We start from the raw sequence: 16171 nt of genomic DNA, 5'->3' as shown, positions 1-16171 counted from the left end.
GATTTTCGCAGGAAAATCCGCAAACTGCGATCTTTCGTGCGAAGGATCGGGACAAGGGAGGACAGGACATGCCGTTGACCATGACCCGCGAGGTCTTCATCACCTGCGCCGTGACCGGCTCGGGCTCCACGCAGGACCGCAGCCCGCATGTGCCCCGCAGCCCCAAGCAGATCGCCGACAGCGCGATCGAGGCGGCCCGCGCGGGCGCGGCGATCGTGCATTGCCACGTCCGCGACCCCGAGACGGGCGTGCCGTCGCGGCGGGTCGACCTTTACCGCGAGGTGACCGAGCGCATCCGCGAGGCCGAGGTCGACGTGGTGCTGAACCTGACCGCCGGGATGGGCGGAGACGTCACCTTCGGCCCGACCGAGCGGCCCCTGCCCCTGAGCGAGAAGGGCACCGACATGGCCGGCGCGGCGGAACGGGTGGAGCATGTCGCCGAATGCCTGCCCGAGATCTGCACGCTGGACTGCGGCACGATGAACTTCGCCGAGGCCGACTACGTCATGACCAACACGCCGGGCATGTTGCGGGCGATGGGGCGGATGATGACGGCGCTGGGGGTGAAGCCCGAGATCGAGGCCTTCGACACCGGCCACCTGTGGTTCGCCAAGGAGCTGGTGAAGGAGGGCGTGCTGGACGGCCCGGCGCTGGTGCAGCTGTGCATGGGCGTGCCGTGGGGGGCGCCCGACGACCTGAACACCTTCATGGCGATGGTGAACAACGTGCCGGAGGACTGGACCTTTTCCGCCTTTGCCCTCGGCCGCAACCAGATGGCCTATGCCGCGGCGGCGGTGCTGGCGGGGGGGCATGTGCGGGTCGGGCTCGAGGACAACCTGTGGCTCGACAAGGGGGTGCTGGCCACGAACGCGCAGCTGGTCGACCGGGCGGTCGGCATCGTGGAGCGCATGGGCGCGCGGGTGATGACGCCGCAGCAGGTGCGCGACAAGCTGGGGCTGGTGAAGCGGGCGCCGCGATGAGCCGGCGGGTCGTCATCACCGGGGGCGCGTCGGGGCTGGGCCTGGCCATGGCCGAGACGTTCCGGGACGCGGGCGACCGGGTCGCGGTCTGCGACGCGGACCCCGCGGCGGTCGCGGCGGTCGATCCCGCGATCCGGGCCGAGGTGGCGGACGTGACGGACGAGGCCGCGATGGGCGGCTTTCTCGCCCGCGTCGAGGCCGACTGGGGCGGGGCGGAGGTGGTGATCTCCAACGCCGGGATCGGCGGGCCGGCGGGCGCGGTGGAGGAGCTGGCCTTCGACGACTGGCGGCGCTGCCTGTCGGTCAACCTCGATGGCGCCTTTCTGACCTGCCGCTGGGCGGCGCGGGTCATGAAGGGGCAGGGGGCGGGGCTGATCCTGCTGACCAGCTCGGTCTCGGGCCTGTTCGGCTTTCCGTGGCGCACGCCCTACGTGGCGGCGAAATGGGGCATCGTGGGGCTGACCAAGGCGCTGGCCTCGGAGCTGGGCCCGCACGGCGTGCGGGTCAACGCGATCTGCCCGGGCGCGGTCGAGGGGCCGCGGATGGACCGGGTGGTGGCGATGGAGGCGGCGGCGCAGGGCCGGAGCGAGGCCGAGGTGCGCGCGGGCTTTACCGAAGGCGTGGCGCTCCGGCGCTTCGTGACGGCGGGCGAGGTCGCGGCCATGGCGCTGTTCCTCGCCTCGCCCGGAGCGGCGGGGATCAGCGGGCAGGCGCTCGCGGTGGATGGGCATACGGAAAGGACGACCTGATGGGACGTGCGGCAATCGTGGGCGGGGGCGTGATCGGCGGCGGCTGGGCCGCGCGGTTCCTGCTGAATGGCTGGGACGTGGCGATCTTCGACCCCGACCCCGAGGCCGGGCGCAAGATCGGCGAGGTGCTGGCCAACGCCCGGCGGTCGCTGCCGGGGCTCTACGAGCGGGGGCTGCCGGCCGAGGGCAGCCTGACCTTCTGCGCGACGGTCGAGGAGACGGTCGCGGGCGCGGACTGGGTGCAGGAAAGCGTGCCCGAGCGGCTGGACCTGAAGCACCGCGTGCTGGCGCAGGTGATGGCGGCGGCGCCCGAGGGCGTGGTGATCGGCAGTTCAACGTCGGGCTTCAAGCCCTCGGAACTGAACGAGAAAGGGGCGACGGCCATCGTCGCGCACCCGTTCAACCCGGTCTACCTCCTGCCGCTGGTGGAGCTGGTGGGCGAGGCTGACAGGACGGCCAGGGCGGCCGAGACCCTGCGCGGGATCGGCATGTTCCCCCTGACCGTGCGCAAGGAGATCGACGCCCATATCGCCGACCGCTTCCTCGAGGCCGTCTGGCGCGAGGCGCTGTGGCTGGTCAAGGACGGCGTCGCCACGACCGAGGAGATCGACGAGGCGATCCGCATGGGGTTCGGCCTGCGGTGGGCGCAGATGGGCATGTTCGAGACCTACCGCATCGCCGGCGGCGAGGCCGGGATGCGGCATTTCATGGCGCAGTTCGGCCCCTGCCTGACCTGGCCCTGGACCAAGCTGATGGACGTGCCCGAGTTCAACGACGAGCTGGTGGACCTGATCGCGGGGCAGTCCGACGCGCAGTCGGGGCATCGCAGCATCCGCGAGCTGGAGCGGCTGCGCGACGACAACCTGGTGGGCATCATGCGGGCGCTCAAGCGCACCGGCAGCGGCGCGGGCGGCGTGATCCGCGACCACGAGGCGCGGCTGCCGCTGGCCGAGACCGGGCCGGACGGCTTGCCGGTGACGGTCGAGATGCAGGTGCCGACCACCTATGTCGACTACAACGGCCACATGAACGAGGCGCCCTACATGGAGGTGTCGGCCCGCGCCTCGGACCGGTTCATGGAGATGATCGGGGCGGATGCCGCCTATATCGCGGGCGGCCTCAGCTACTTCACCGCCGAGAACCACATCCGCTATTTCAGCGAGATCGACATCGGCGACCGGATCACGGTGACGACGCAGGTTCTGGGCGGGGACGGGCGCAAGCTGCACCTGCTGAACAAGTTCTGGACCGGGGGCGAGACGCCGGCGGCCACGGTCGAGACGCTGCTCCTGCACGTCGACCTGTCGACGCGGCGGGTGGTGGCGCCGCGGGCGGACGTGGCGGAGAAGGCCGCGGCGATGGCCGCGGCCCATGCCGGCGCGCCGCGGCCCGACCGGCTGGTGATCGGACGCTAGGACGCGGCGGCGCGGCTCTCCAGCAGCCGCGTCAGCCAGTCGGGGTCCATCTCGGGCACCGAGGACAGCAAAAGGTCGGTGTAGGGCTCATGCGGGGGCGCGAACATCTCGGCCTTGGGGCCCTGTTCGATCACGCGGCCGCGCTGCATCACCACCACCTCGTCGGCGATGGCCCGCACGGTGGCGAGGTCGTGGGTGATGAACATGTAGGCCAGCCCGAATTCGCCCTGCAGCCGGTTCAGGAGCTTGAGGATCCCCTCCTGCACGATCTGGTCGAGCGCCGATGTGACCTCGTCGCAGATGATGAGCTGCGGCTCGGCGGCCAGCGCCCGGGCGATGCCGATGCGCTGTTTCTGCCCGCCCGACAGCTCGCCGGGCAGCCGGTCGATGTATTTCGCCGGCTCCAGCTCGATGAGGTTCAGCAGGTCGCGGACCCGGTCGTCCAGCGCCTTGCCCTGCAGCCCCAGGTACATCTGCGCGGGCCGTCCGATCAGTTCCCGCAGCTTGAGCTTGGGGTTCAGCGCGGTGTCGGCCATCTGGTAGATCATCTGGACCTGCCGCAGCTGTTCCCGCGTGCGCCCCTTGAGCGCCGGGGGCAGCGGCTTGCCCTCGAACAGCACCGCGCCCGATTTCGGCGGCAGGAGGCCGGTGATGACCCGGGCGGTGGTCGACTTGCCCGAGCCGCTTTCGCCCACCACGGCGACGGTGCGCCCGGCGTGGATGTCGAAGCTGACGTCCTCGAGCACGTTCACGGTGCCGTAGGCCGCCGTCACGCCCTTGACCGACACGACCGGCGTGCCGGCGGCGGGGGGCTGTTCGGGGCGGGCGAAGCTGCGCACGGCCCAGAGGCTCTTGGTGTAGGCCTCGCGCGGGGCATCCAGCATCTGCCGGGTGGGGGCCTCCTCGACCTCCTCGCCGCGCAGGAGCACCTTGATCCGGTCGGCGGCCTGCGCCACCACGGCGAGGTCGTGGGTGATGTAGATGGCCGCGGTGTCGAACTGCCGGACGATGTCGCGGATCGCGGCCAGCACCTCGATCTGGGTGGTCACGTCGAGCGCGGTGGTCGGCTCGTCGAAGATGATCAGGTCGGGCCGGCAGGACATGGCCATCGCGGTCATCGCGCGCTGGAGCTGCCCGCCGGACACCTGGTGCGGGTAGCGGAAGCCGATGCCGTCGGGGTCGGGCAGCTGCATCCGGCGGTAGAGGTCGATGGCGTCGTGCTCGGCCTTGTCGCGGGACATCACGCCGTGGACGACCGGGGCCTCGCAATACTGGTCGATCAGCTTGTGGGCGGGGTTGAAGCTGGCCGCCGCGGACTGCGCGACATAGGCGATGCGGGCGCCGCGCAGGTCGCGCTTCTTCGCCTCGGACGCCTTGCGCAGGTCGATGCCGTCGAACAGGATCGACCCCCCGGTGATCCGGCAGCCGTCGCGGGCAAAGCCCATGGCGGCGAGGCCCACGGTGGATTTCCCCGCGCCCGATTCCCCGATCAGGCCCAGCACCTCGCCCTTGTGGAGCGTCAGGTCGATGCCCTTGACGATCTCGGTCCAGGTGTCGCCCGAGCGGCCCTCGATCCTCAGCCCCTCGATCTTCAGAAGCACGTCGCGTCCCATGGTCACTGCTCCTTCAGGCCCGAGGCGCGGTAGAGCTGCCAGTCCACCACGAAGTTCACGGCGACGGTCAGCAGCGCGATGCAGCCCGCGGGCAGCAGCGGCGTGATGTCGCCGAAGGTGATCAGCGTCGCGTTGTCCTTGACCATGCTGCCCCAGTCCGCGGTCGGCGGCTGGATGCCGAGGCCGAGGAAGCTGAGCGACGAGATGGCGAGGAACACGAAGCAGAAGCGCAGGCCGAACTCGGCCACCAGCGGCGCCATGGCGTTGGGCAGGATCTCGCGCCGGATCAGGAACCACGACCCCTCGCCGCGCAGCTTGGCGGCCTCGATGTAGTCCATCACCACGATGCCCTGCGCCACCGCGCGGGCGAGGCGGAACACCCGCGTCGCGTCCACCGCGGCGATGACCAGCACCAGCGTCACGACCGAGGTGCCGAAGATCGTCAGCAGCAGCAGCGAGAAGATCAGCGCCGGGATCGCCATCAGCGCGTCGACGAAGCGCGACAGGGCCTGGTCGATCCAGCCCCCGGTCAGCGCGGCCCAGATGCCCAGGACCGAGCCCACCACGAAGGCGAGCGCCGTGGTGACGAAGGCGATGCCCACGGTGTTGCGGGCGCCGTAGATCAGCCGCGAGAGCATGTCGCGGCCGATCCGGTCGGTGCCGAGCAGGTGCTCGGCCGACCAGGGTTGGAACTGCCCGCCGACGATCTCGCGCTCGGGGAAGGGGGCCAGCGCCGGGGCGGCGATGGCGACGATGGCGTAGATAAGGATGACGAGGATGCCGAAGGCGGCCGTCAGCGGCATGTCGTTGGCGATGCTGCGGGCGTGGCCTGTCAGCGCGCGGCGGACCGCGAGGCGCAGGACCCAGGCCAGGGCGAACAGGCCGGCCAGCCCGAGGATGATGGAGGCGGCGAAACCCATCGCGTTACCTCCGGTGCATCAGGCGCGGGTTCGTGATCGTCGAGAGCACGTCCGCGATGAGGTTGAGGGTGACATAGGCCCCCGCGAAGATCAGCGCGACCGCCTGCACGACGGCGATGTCGCGGTTCGACACGGCGTCGACCATCAGCTGCCCGAGGCCCGGGTAGACGAACACCACCTCGACCACGACCACCCCGGTGATGAGGTAGGCGAGGTTCAGGGCGATCACGTTGATGATGGGCGCCAGCGCGTTCGGCAGCGCGTGGCGCAGCACGATGCGCAGGGGCGACAGGCCCTTGAGGCGGGCCATCTCGATGTAGGGCGAGGCCATCAGGTTGATGATCGCCGCCCGCGTCATCCGCATCATGTGGGCGGTCACGACGAGGGTGAGGGTGAGCGCGGGCAGGAAGCTCATGTAGAGCCGGTCGCCCAGCGTCGTCGTCGGGTTGATCCGCACGATCGAGGGGAACAGGCCGGTCTGCGCCAGCCACAGCACGAGGATGTAGGCGACGAAGAATTCCGGGAAGGAGATCGCCGTCAGCGCGCCCGCGTTGGCGGCGCGGTCGAAGATCGAGTTCCGCCACAGCGCGGCCAGGATGCCCAGGATCAGCGAGATCGGCACCGACAGCGCGGCGGCGTAGAGCGCGAGGAACACGGTGTTGCCGAGCCGCGCCCCGATCAGTTCCGAGATCGGCCGGCCGTTCGACAGCGAGACCCCGAAATCGCCGGTCAGCGCGCCGGTCAGCCAGTTCCAGTAGCGCACCGGCGCGGGGTCGTTGAGACCCAGCTGTTCGCGCAGCGCCGCGAGTGTCTCGGGCGTGGCGCTCTGGCCCAGAAGCTCGGTGGCGAGGTCGCCGGGCAGAAGCTCGGTCGCCCAGAAGATCACCAGCGAGACGATGAAGAGAAGTCCGATCCCGAGTGCGACACGCATCAGGATCATGCGCAGAACGTTCGACAGAGCCCCGTCCCCCCGTTGCCGTCGAAAAGGAATGACCCCCGGCGCGGGTCGCGCGCCGGGGGCCGGTCCGTGATCAGGCCATCCACCAGCGCTCGACGCAGCGGAAGCCGTCGAAGTTCCAGTTGGCCGAGATGCGCTCGGGCGTGGCGATGTCGTTGGACACGGCCATCACGTAGTTGTTGTACATCGGGATGATGGTCGAGCCCTCGAAGGACACGAGCTGCTGCATCTCGTGGTACATCTCGCGGCGGAGGTTCTCGTCGACCTCGGACCGCGCGGCCAGCAGGAGCTCGTTGAAGCGGTCGTTGGTCCAGAAGCTCTCGTTCCAGTCCGCCCCGGCGGCATAGGCCGTGGTGAACATGTGGTCCTCGACCGCCCGGCCGCCCCAGTAGGTGGCGCAGAAGTCGTCCTGCATCCAGACGTTCGACCAGTAGCCGTCGTTCGGCACCCGGTTGACGGTGATGTTGATGCCGGCCGCCCGTGCGGTCTCGGAGAACATGGCGCCTGCGTCCACGGCGCCCGAGAAGGCCGCGTCGGCCACCGACAGGGTGACGTCGAGCGAGCTGAGGCCGGCCTGCTGCAGGTAGTAGCGGGCGCGGTCGGGGTCGTAGGTCTTGGCCTCCATCTCGGCGTGGAAGTAGCGGTTCGCCGGGCCGATCGGGTTGTCGTTGGCGACCGCGCCGTGGCCGCCGAGGATCACGTCGACCATCGCCTCGCGGTCGAGCGCGTATTTCAGCGCCAGCCGGATGTTGTTGTCGCTGTAGGGCGCCTCGCGGGCGTCCATCGGGAAGCCGTAATGCGCGTTGCCCGGGATCGACAGGATGCGGGCGACGCCGCGGCCTTCCAGCATCCCGATCGTGGCGGGGTCGACCTGGTCGATCAGGTGCACCTCGCCGGTGATCAGCGCGTTCAGGCGCGCCGCCGGGTCGAGGATGGCCAGAAGCTCGATCCGGTCGAACCAGGCGCGGTCTTCCTTCCAGTAGTTCGGGTTGCGGGTGAGGGTGGCCTGCACGCCGTGCTCGAAGCTCTCGACGATGTAGCCGCCGCAGCCGTCGGTCGACTCGGGGTCGACGCTGCCGTCGACGGCCGGCATCACGGGCACGTGGTAGTCGGTCATCAGGTAGGGCAGGTCGGCGTTCGGCGCCTCGAGCGTGACGACGACGGTGTTGCCGTCGGCGCGCACGTCGGTGATCGCGGCCAGCAGCGGCTTGACCACCGAGGTCGACGCGTCACCGCGGTGGTGGTTGATCGAGGCGACCACGTCCTCGGCGGTCACGTCCTTGCCGGAGTGGAAGGTCACGCCCTGGCGGATCGTGAAGACCCAGGTCTGGCCGTCGGCGGTGTCCCAGCTCTCGGCGATCTCGGGCACCAGCTGGCCGTCCGAGCCGACCTCGATCAGGTAGTTGTGGCGGCAGGCGCCGAAGGTCTGGACGTAGAGATGTTCCCACAGGCCGGGATCAAGGCTGTCGGTGGTCGAGCCGTGGCCGATGCCGACGCGGAAGGTGCCGCCGCGGGCCTGGGCCCGGGCGGGCGTGGCGCCGTAGGGCAGGATCAGGCCGGCCGCGGTGACGGCGGCCGCGCCCTGCAGCACGCCGCGGCGCGAGACGACGCGGTTGGCCAGCGCCGGTACGAGGGGTGTCTTCATGGTCTTCCTCCCAGTTGTCCGCCCGCGCCGGTTGCGGCCGGGCGTGGTTTCGGGGTTTCCCCGTTTGGGCCTGTCCCGGCGCCGGGTCCGGTCGGTCGGCGGGCAGGTCGTTCGGGCCGATCATACATACGCAGGCCCCGTGACAAAGCATTGATTTGCATCCTTGAGGTGATTTCCACCTCCCGCGCTCATCCGGCGGGCCACGGCGCGGCATGGTCGGGCGCACGGCTGCACTGGTAGGCCGACCGCGCCAGCCATTCGGGCGCGATCTCGACGCCCCATCCGGGCGCGTCCGTCAGCACCGCGTGGCCGTCCTCGATCCGGTAGGGGCTGGCGGTGAACAGGTCGTATTGCCAGGGGTAGTACTCGGGGCCCTCGATGGAGAACTCGAGGTACTTGCCGGCATTCGGGATCGCGCGCAGCAGGTGCATCGTGAACAGCGTCACCATCGACAGGTTGGCGCAGTGCGGCGTCACCGGCAGGCCCGCCGCCTCGGCCATGCGGCAGACGCGGAGCGTGCGGGCCATGCCGCCCAGATACATCACGTCGGGCTGCACCACGTCGACGGCGCGCATGTCGATCATGCGTTTCCACGTCGACAGCTGGCAGTCCTGCTCGCCGCCCGTGACGTCGATGGTCAGGGCGTCGGTCACGGCCTTGGTGGCGTCGAGGTCCCAGTAGGGGCAGGGCTCCTCGTAGTGGCAGAAGCCGTTGTCCTCCAGCATCCGGCCCACCTCGATCGCGCGGGGGACGGAGTAGCAGGAATTGGCGTCGATAAGCAGGTCGGCGTCGGGCAGCGCCCGGCGCATGGCGGGGATGACCGCCTCGGTCCGCCCCGGCCATTCGTCGCGGTCGCGGCCCACCTCGGACCCGGCGCGCACCTTGAAGGCGGTGTAGCCGTCCTCGCCCGCCAGCCGCGTCAGCCGCTCGGCCTCGTCCCCGGGCGTGATGTCGCGCCGCATCGAGGAGGCATAGGCGCGGATCTTGCCGGGCGTGCCGCCCAGGAGCGACACCACCGGCAGGCCCGCGCGCTTGCCCCGCATGTCCCAGATCGCGGTGTCGACGCCCCCCAGCGCCCGCCGCAGGTAGGAGCCGGGGAACTTGTGCTCGCGCTCGGTCACGTAATCCAGCAGGTCGTCGAGGTCGGTCGCATCACGGCCCAGCATCCAGGGCGCGACCTGCCGGTGCAGGACGGTGCAGGTGATGTCGGACTGGTAGGTCGAGACCTGCCCCCAGCCCTGCGCCCCGTCCTCCATGGTGACGCGGACAAAGCCCACGTCGCGGGTGCAGAAGGTTTCGATCCGGTCGATCCGGTCCATGGCTCAGGCCCCCGCGAGGATGAGGTCGGCCGCCCGCATCGCCGCCATGATGGTGGGGGCGTTGGTGTTGGCCGAGGTGATGTTGGGGAAGATCGAGGCATCGACCACCCGCAGGCCCTCGGCGCTGTGGACCTTGAGCGTCGGCCCCACCACGCCGCCGGCCTCCCGCGGGGCCATGCGGCAGGTGCAGGTGGGGTGGTAGACGGTGCCGGCCCGCGCGCGGGCGTCGGCGAGGATGGCCTCGTCGGTCTGCCCCTGCGGGGTGAAGCCATGCGCCGCGGTGGCCAGCTTGCGCAGCGCGGGCGTGTCCAGCAGCCGCTCGATCAGCCGGCCGCCCGCGATCATGTCGGCCACGTCGCCCTGGGTGGAGAGCGAGTTGGGCGTGATGCCGGGCTGGGCCGAGGGGTCGGGGCTGATGATGTCGATGCGCCCGCGGCTGGTGGGGCGGCAGGGGTTGAAGGACAGGATGAAGCCCGGCCAGGGGTCGGGTTTCAGGAGCGGCCGGCGGTTGCGGTGCACGGTCGAGTAGGACAGCGGGTTGAAGTAGAGCTGCATGTCCGCCTGCGGCAGCCCGGGGCGCGACCGCACGAGGCCGCCCATCTGATTGACGCTCAGGCTGAAGGGCCCGTCGCGGAACAGGGCGTAGCGGATCGCGGCCATCACCTGCCCGATGCGGCGGCCGAGCACCTGGTTCAGCGTCGGTTCCTCGCAGCGGAAAGTGTAGGTGACGGCCAGGTGATCCTGCAACGCGCCGCCGACGCCGGGGGCGTCGATCAGCACGGGGATCCCCATGCGCTGAAGCAAGTCGCCCGGCCCGATGCCCGACAGCTGCAGCAGCTGCGGCGACTTCACCGCGCCGGCCGACAGGATGACCTCGCCCCGGCAGGTGGCGGTCAGGGTCTGGCCGCCGCGGCGGTAGCGGACGCCGCTGGCGCGCAGGCCGTCGAAGGTCAGGCCCAGCACCTCGGCGCCGGTGACGAGCTTCAGGTTCCGGCGGTGCAGCGCCGGGCGCAGGAACGCGTCCGCCGCCGAATGGCGCCAGCCCTTGCGCGTCGTAAGCTGGTAGGGCCCCGCGCCTTCGCCCGCGACGGTGTCGCCCTCCGGCAGCCCCGCCTCGCGGATCGCCTGCAGGTAATGGCGCCCGAGCGGGTGGTATTCGCGCGACCGGTCGCTGACCCAGAGCGGCCCGTCGCCGGTGCTGCGGCCATCGGCGTGGACGCGGTGCTCGACCCGGGCATAGACCTGCGCCACCTCGGCCGCGCCCCAGCCGGGGTTGCCCGCCGTTTCCCAGTCGTCGTAGTCGCCGGGCAGGCCGCGGGCGTAGACCATCGCGTTGATCGAGGACGATCCGCCCACCACCTTGCCGCGCGGCCAGTACATCTGGCGGCCGTCGAGGCCGGGGTCGGGCTCGGACTGCATGCGCCAGTTCACGGCATTTCCGTGGAAGGTCAGGCCATAGCCGATGGGCACCCGGATCTCGGGGCGGCGGTCGGTGCCGCCGGCCTCCAGCACAAGGACCCGGGCCCTGCCATCCGCGCTGAGCCGTTCCGCCAGCACGGAGCCCGCCGAGCCCGCGCCCACGATGATGTAATCCCAGATGTCCACCGTCCCCTCCGTCGCCGGGCAGGATTGCAGGCTTGCTGACCCCACACAAACAATGGAAAACGGGGGAAAGGCATTAGTTCACTGGGGTCATCCATGCGCCACCTGCCGCCACCCGCCTGGCTCCGCAGCTTCGAGGCCGCCGCGCGGCTGGGCGGCTTCACCGCCGCCGCCGAAGAGCTGGGCCTGACGCCCGCCGCCGTCAGCCAGCAGATCCGGTCGCTCGAGGCCCGCCTCGGCTACCCGCTGTTCCGCCGCCTGCCGCGCGGCGTGGCGCTGACGGAACTGGGCCAATCCTACCTGCCTGCGGTGCGGCGCGCCTTCGACGACCTGGCCAGCGCCACGGCGGGGCTGTTCGGGGTGGCGCAGGGCCGGCCGCTGGTGGTGCGCGCGCCGCCCAGTTTCGCCGTGCTGTGCCTTGCGCCGAGGCTGGCGCGGTTCCGCGCGGCGCATCCGGGCGTGGCGATCCGGTTGTGCAGTTCGACCTGGGCCGACACGGCGCCCGAGGAACAGGTGGATGTCGACATCCGCTACGGCGACGGGCGCTGGCCGATCGAGGAGGTCCGCCGCCTGACCGAGCCGGGCTCGATCCCCGTCTGCCCGCCCGGCACGGCCTTCGGCGCCGACCCCGCGGCGGCGTTGCGCCGGCTGGTGGAGCGCGGCGCGGTCCACATCATCGGCTGCGACAGCTTCTGGGATGCCTTCGCCCGCGCGCAGGGCTGGCCCGAGGACAGCATCGGCCGCGGCGTCAGCGTGGACAGCTCGCACGCCGCGCTGGAGATGGTGGCCGCCGGCATGGGCGTGGCGCTCCTGGCGCGCGACCTCGCCCGGCCCTTCGTGGCGGCGGGGCGGGTCGCGGTGGCGCCGGGGCTGCGGCTCGACCACGACCAGGCGCATTACGTGCTCCTGCCCGCCGCGGCGGGGCCGCGCCCGGAGGCGCGGCTGTTCCGCGACTGGCTGGTGGCCGAGCTGTCCGCCGCGTCAGAAGCGGATGTTGAACCGGGCCCGCACCGCGCGGTCCACCTCGGCCGAGACCTGTAGCGGCGCCATCTGCAGGATCGACTCCTTCCGGCGGCGCGCCGAGGCCATCAGGTTCGGGCGGCCGGCCCCGTCCCAGTCCTTGGGCGTCATCCGGTTGCCGATCTCGGGGTAGAGGTATTCCGTCTGCATCAGGGCCAGCGTCTGGTCGGACCCGAGGTAATGCCCCGGCCCGCCGTCGAGGCAGACCGCCTTCATCACGTCGAGCGACACCGCGTCCTCGGTCACGTCGATGCCGCGCACGCAGCGCTGCGCCTGCCCGATCAGGTCGTTGCCCAGCACCATCCCCTCGGGGCAGAAGCCCATGAGCGAGGCGTACATGCCCACGGATTCGTAGACCATGTTGAGCCCCGCGAGGCCCGCCATCACGTTGGTGATGCCCTGTTCCCAGCCGGCCTGCATGTCGGGGATCTTGGCGTCCGTCATCCCCGCCGCAGCCCCGCCCGGCAGCCCGTAGAAGCGGTGCATCTGCGCGCAGCCCGCGGTCAGCAGGCCCTGTTCCGCCGAGCCGCCCGACATCGCGCCCGTGCGCAGGTCGGAGACGAAGGGCCAGGTGCCGAACACCGCCGGGTGCCCCGGCGCGATGGAATTGACGTAGACGACGCCGGCCAGGCATTCGGCCACCGCCTGCACGATCGCCGCGGCGACGGGGGCGGGGGCGGTCGCGCCGGCCTGGCCCGCCGACAGGAGCAGGATCGGCATTCCCGCGCGGATGCAGGCCTCCATCGTCTGGCAGCTTTCGGTGGCGAACTTCATCGGCGGCACGACGAAGCAGTTCGACAGCGACACGAAGGGCATCTCGCGCCAGGCCGCCTCGCTGCCCGCGACCATGTGGATCAGCTCCATCCCCGGGTCCACGGCGGCGGGGTCGGAGAACGAGGTGCCGACATGCTTGGTGGTGCCCGACAGGCAGGCGTAGAGCGTGTTGATGTCCATGTCGACGAGGTTGGGCACGTCGCAGCAGACCATCGTGCGCTGGAAGAAATGCAGGTTGTCGAGGTGGTGGGCGAGGCGCGCGCTGTCGTGCAGGTCGCGCGCGGTCGAGGGGCGGTAGTCGCCGGTGAAGGGGTCGACCACGTTCACCGCGGCGCCGGCGGTGCCGTAGTGGACGCGGGTGCCCGACAGGTCGAGGTGATGGCGCGGGTCGCGGCCGTAGAGCGCGATGCCGCGGGCGGCGATGGCCACCATGTCCTCGACCAGCGCACGGGGGAAGCGCAGCCGCCCGTCGTCGCCCAGGATGGCGCCCGCGGCCACCATCGCCTCGACGCCGGTGTCGGGGGCCTGGCTGAGGCCCACCTGCTCCAGCGCGTCGAGCGCCGCCTCGTGGATGCGCAGCACGCCCGCCTGGGTCAGCGGGTTGTACTGCCCGCCCGACAGGCCCGCGCGCACCGGGCGCAGGTCGTCGGCGAGCGGCGCCATGCGGGTCGCCACGCGGGCGGCCCGCCCGCCGCCCCGGCGGGAGATGCGTTTCTCTTCGGTTTCGACGCTCATAGGCGCACCCTTTGCGATTGCGGGTCGTACATCGGCGCGAGGCTGGCCTCCGCGCGGTGCCGGACCCCGGCCACTTCGATCTCGTAGGTGGAGGCCAGCACGGCCTCGGCGGTCTCGTGCGCGCAGGGCACGTAGCCCATGCCGATCGCGCCGCCGAGCGCGTGGCCGTAGTTGCCCGAGGTCAGGATCGAGACGATCCTGCCGTCCCGCACCAGCGCCTCGTTGTGGAACAGCATCGGCGCGGGGTCCTGCAGCCGGAACTGGAGCAGGCGGCGGGCAAGCCCCGCCTCGCGCTTGCGCAGCACCGCGTCGCGGCCGATGAAATCGGGCTTCTGGGTGCGGACGGCAAAGCCGAGGCCCGCTTCCAGCACGTGGTCCTCGTCGGTGATGTCGTGACCGAAGTGGCGATAGGCCTTCTCGATCCGGCAGCTGTCGAGCGCGTGCAGGCCGCAGAGTTTCAGGCCGTGCGCCGTGCCGGCCTCGGCCAGCGTCTCGAAGACATGGGCGGCCATGTCGGTGGAGACATACAGCTCCCACCCCAGCTCGCCCACGTAGCTGATCCGGTGGGCGCGGGCGAGGCCGAGGCCGATCTCGATCTCGCGCGCCGTGCCGAAGGCGAAGCCGTCGTTCGACAGGTCGTCGGGGCTGACGGCTTGCAGGAGCGCGCGGGCGTTCGGGCCCATGACGCAGAACACGGCCTCGGCCGCCGTCATGTCGGTGACGGTGACGAAGCGGTCGCCCAGATGGGCCCGCAGCCACGCAAGGTCGCGCTGCAGCGTCGCGCCCGGCACGACCAGCAGGAAGGCCGTTTCGGACAGGCGGGTGACGGTCAGGTCGCTTTCGATGCCGCCCCTTGGGTTGAGCATCTGGGTGTAGACGACGCGGCCCGCGGGCACGTCGACCTCGTTGGCGCAGAGGTGGTTGAGGAAAGCGGCGGCGTCGCGCCCTTCGACCCGGATCTTGCCGAAGGAGGTCATGTCGAACAGGCCCACGGCCTGCCGCACCGCCATGTGCTCGGCGCGCTGGTTGTCGAACCAGTTCTGCCGGTGCCAGTCGTAGCGGTATTCCCGGTCCTGCCCCGGTGCCGCGAACCAGTTCGCGCGTTCCCAGCCGGCGACCTCGCCAAAGACGGCGCCGGCGGCCTTGAGGTGTTCGTGGACGGGCGAGCGCCGCACGCCCCGCGCGGTCTCGACCTGCCGGTAGGGCCAGTGGTCGGCGTAGAGCAGGCCGAGGGTCTCGGTGACGCGCTCCTTCAGGTAGCGGCGGTTGCGCTGGAAGGGCTGGGCGCGGCGGATGTCGACCTCCCACAGGTCGAAGGGCGGCGCGCCCTCCGCGATCCAGTGCGCCAGCGCCATGCCCGCCCCGCCCGAGGACACGATCCCGATGGAGTTGTAGCCGGCGGCGACCCAGTAGCCGCCCAGCTCCGGCGCCTCGCCGAGGTAGTAGCGGTCATCCGGCGTGAAGCTTTCGGGGCCGTTGAAGAAGGTATGGATGCCCGCGGTCTGGAACAGGGGCATCCGGGCCGTGGCCTGTTCGAGGATCGGCGCGAAATGGTCGAAATCCTCGGGCAGCGCGTCGAAGCAGAAATCCTCGGGGATGCCGCCCATGCCCCAGGGTTTCGCCTTGGGCTCGAAGGCGCCGAGCATCATCTTGCCGGCGTCCGACTTGTAGTAGGCGCATTCGTCGGGCACCCGCAGGACGGGCAGGTGGCCCAGCCCCTCGATAGGTTCCGTCACCAGGTAGAAGTGCTCGCAGGCGTGCAGGGGCAGGGTGACGCCCGACCGCGCGGCCAGATCGCGGCCCCACATGCCGCCGCAGTTGATGACGACGTCCGTTGCGATGTGCCCGGTTTCCCCGTCGCTCTCCCAGTCCACGCCCGTGACCCGCGCGCCGTCGTCGGTGACGCGGGTGACCTTGACGCCCTCGACGATCCGCGCGCCGCGCATCCGGGCGCCCTTGGCCAGCGCCATGGCGATGTTGGCCGGGTCGCACTGCCCGTCGCCCGGCAGGTGCAGGGCGCAGGTGACGTCACCCACCTCGACATGCGGGTACATCGCCCGCACCTCGGCGGTGGTGATCTCGTGGACCTCGACCCCGAAGGCGCGGGCCAGCGTGGCCTGGCGGAGCAGCTCCTGTCGCCGGTCGGCCGTCAGCCCCAGCGAGATCGAGCCGACCTGCCGCATCCCAGTGGCGATGCCGGTCTCGGCCTCCAGCTTGAGGTAGAGATCGGCGGAATACTTGGCGAGCCGCGTCATGTTCTGGCTGGCGCGCAGCTGCCCCACCAGGCCCGCCGCGTGCCAGGTCGTGCCGCAGGTCAGCTGCTTGCGCTCCAGCAGCACGATGTCGGTCCAGCCCAGCTGCGCCAGGTGGTAGGCGACCGAGCAGCCCGAGACGCCGCCGCCGATGATGACCGCCCGGGCGTGGGTGGGAAGCTGCGCCAT

At 71.0% G+C, this 16171-nt stretch carries 12 protein-coding genes; 4 read left to right on the top strand and 8 right to left on the bottom strand.

Annotated elements, in window-relative coordinates:
* The first annotated feature begins 68 nt into the window (after window positions 1–68).
* Genes bcoG through HCU73_RS13875 form a run of 3 tightly spaced genes read left to right on the top strand, consistent with a single transcriptional unit; the run spans window position 69 to window position 3144 of the window.
* The gene (bcoG, locus tag HCU73_RS13885) at window positions 69–980 is read left to right on the top strand and encodes a 3-dehydrocarnitine:acetyl-CoA trimethylamine transferase BcoG (protein WP_168624072.1); all 912 of its coding nucleotides are present in this window, start codon (window positions 69–71) and stop codon (window positions 978–980) included.
* Window positions 977–1729, top strand: coding sequence for an SDR family oxidoreductase (locus HCU73_RS13880; RefSeq protein ID WP_168624071.1), 753 nt, complete (start codon window positions 977–979; stop codon window positions 1727–1729). The genes bcoG and HCU73_RS13880 overlap by 4 nt, the downstream gene beginning before the upstream one ends.
* Window positions 1729–3144 carry a carnitine 3-dehydrogenase gene (locus tag HCU73_RS13875; protein WP_168624070.1) on the top strand — a complete coding sequence of 472 codons (1416 nt, stop codon included), beginning with the start codon at window positions 1729–1731 and terminating at the stop codon, window positions 3142–3144. The genes HCU73_RS13880 and HCU73_RS13875 overlap by 1 nt, the downstream gene beginning before the upstream one ends.
* On the opposite strand, the gene HCU73_RS13870 is transcribed toward HCU73_RS13875, so the two are convergent.
* The 6 genes from HCU73_RS13870 to HCU73_RS13845 all read right to left on the bottom strand — a co-directional run bounded on the left by HCU73_RS13870 (window position 3141) and on the right by HCU73_RS13845 (window position 11204).
* Window positions 3141–4757, bottom strand: a complete 1617-nt coding sequence (locus tag HCU73_RS13870; RefSeq protein WP_168624069.1) for an ABC transporter ATP-binding protein — start codon at window positions 4755–4757, stop codon at window positions 3141–3143. The two genes, HCU73_RS13875 and HCU73_RS13870, sit on opposite strands and share 4 nt — an antisense overlap.
* Before the next feature lie 2 nt (window positions 4758–4759).
* Window positions 4760–5677: an ABC transporter permease gene (locus HCU73_RS13865; RefSeq protein WP_210730656.1), complete on the bottom strand. Its 918-nt coding sequence runs from the start codon at window positions 5675–5677 to the stop codon at window positions 4760–4762.
* Window positions 5678–5681: 4 nt separating this feature from the next.
* The gene (locus tag HCU73_RS13860) at window positions 5682–6617 is read right to left on the bottom strand and encodes an ABC transporter permease (protein WP_420853586.1); all 936 of its coding nucleotides are present in this window, start codon (window positions 6615–6617) and stop codon (window positions 5682–5684) included.
* Window positions 6618–6708: 91 nt separating this feature from the next.
* Complete coding sequence (locus HCU73_RS13855; RefSeq protein ID WP_168624068.1) at window positions 6709–8280, bottom strand: ABC transporter substrate-binding protein; 1572 nt, start codon at window positions 8278–8280, stop codon at window positions 6709–6711.
* A 188-nt stretch (window positions 8281–8468) separates the two neighbouring features.
* Window positions 8469–9599: a mandelate racemase/muconate lactonizing enzyme family protein gene (locus HCU73_RS13850; protein ID WP_168624067.1), complete on the bottom strand. Its 1131-nt coding sequence runs from the start codon at window positions 9597–9599 to the stop codon at window positions 8469–8471.
* Window positions 9600–9602: 3 nt separating this feature from the next.
* A complete protein-coding gene (locus HCU73_RS13845) occupies window positions 9603–11204 on the bottom strand; it encodes a GMC family oxidoreductase N-terminal domain-containing protein (protein WP_168624066.1) in 1602 nt (533 codons plus the stop codon).
* Window positions 11205–11297: 93 nt separating this feature from the next.
* On the opposite strand from HCU73_RS13845, the gene HCU73_RS13840 reads away from it, so the two are divergent.
* Window positions 11298–12242 (top strand): LysR substrate-binding domain-containing protein, encoded by a 945-nt coding sequence (locus tag HCU73_RS13840; protein WP_168624065.1) that lies wholly within the window; start codon window positions 11298–11300, stop codon window positions 12240–12242.
* Here HCU73_RS13840 and HCU73_RS13835 read toward each other — a convergent pair.
* Together HCU73_RS13835 and HCU73_RS13830 are read right to left on the bottom strand one after the other, a co-directional pair.
* On the bottom strand, window positions 12183–13730 hold the full coding sequence (locus HCU73_RS13835; protein WP_168624064.1) for a trimethylamine methyltransferase family protein: 1548 nt from the start codon (window positions 13728–13730) through the stop codon (window positions 12183–12185). The two genes, HCU73_RS13840 and HCU73_RS13835, sit on opposite strands and share 60 nt — an antisense overlap.
* A complete protein-coding gene (locus HCU73_RS13830) occupies window positions 13727–16171 on the bottom strand; it encodes a GcvT family protein (RefSeq protein WP_168624063.1) in 2445 nt (814 codons plus the stop codon). Before HCU73_RS13830 ends, HCU73_RS13835 begins: the two co-directional genes overlap by 4 nt.

The sequence above is a fragment of the Roseicyclus persicicus genome (genome assembly GCF_012395815.1).
GTDB classification, from domain to species: Bacteria; Pseudomonadota; Alphaproteobacteria; order Rhodobacterales; family Rhodobacteraceae; genus Roseicyclus; species Roseicyclus persicicus.
This window is presented reverse-complemented; position numbering and strand designations above follow the sequence as displayed.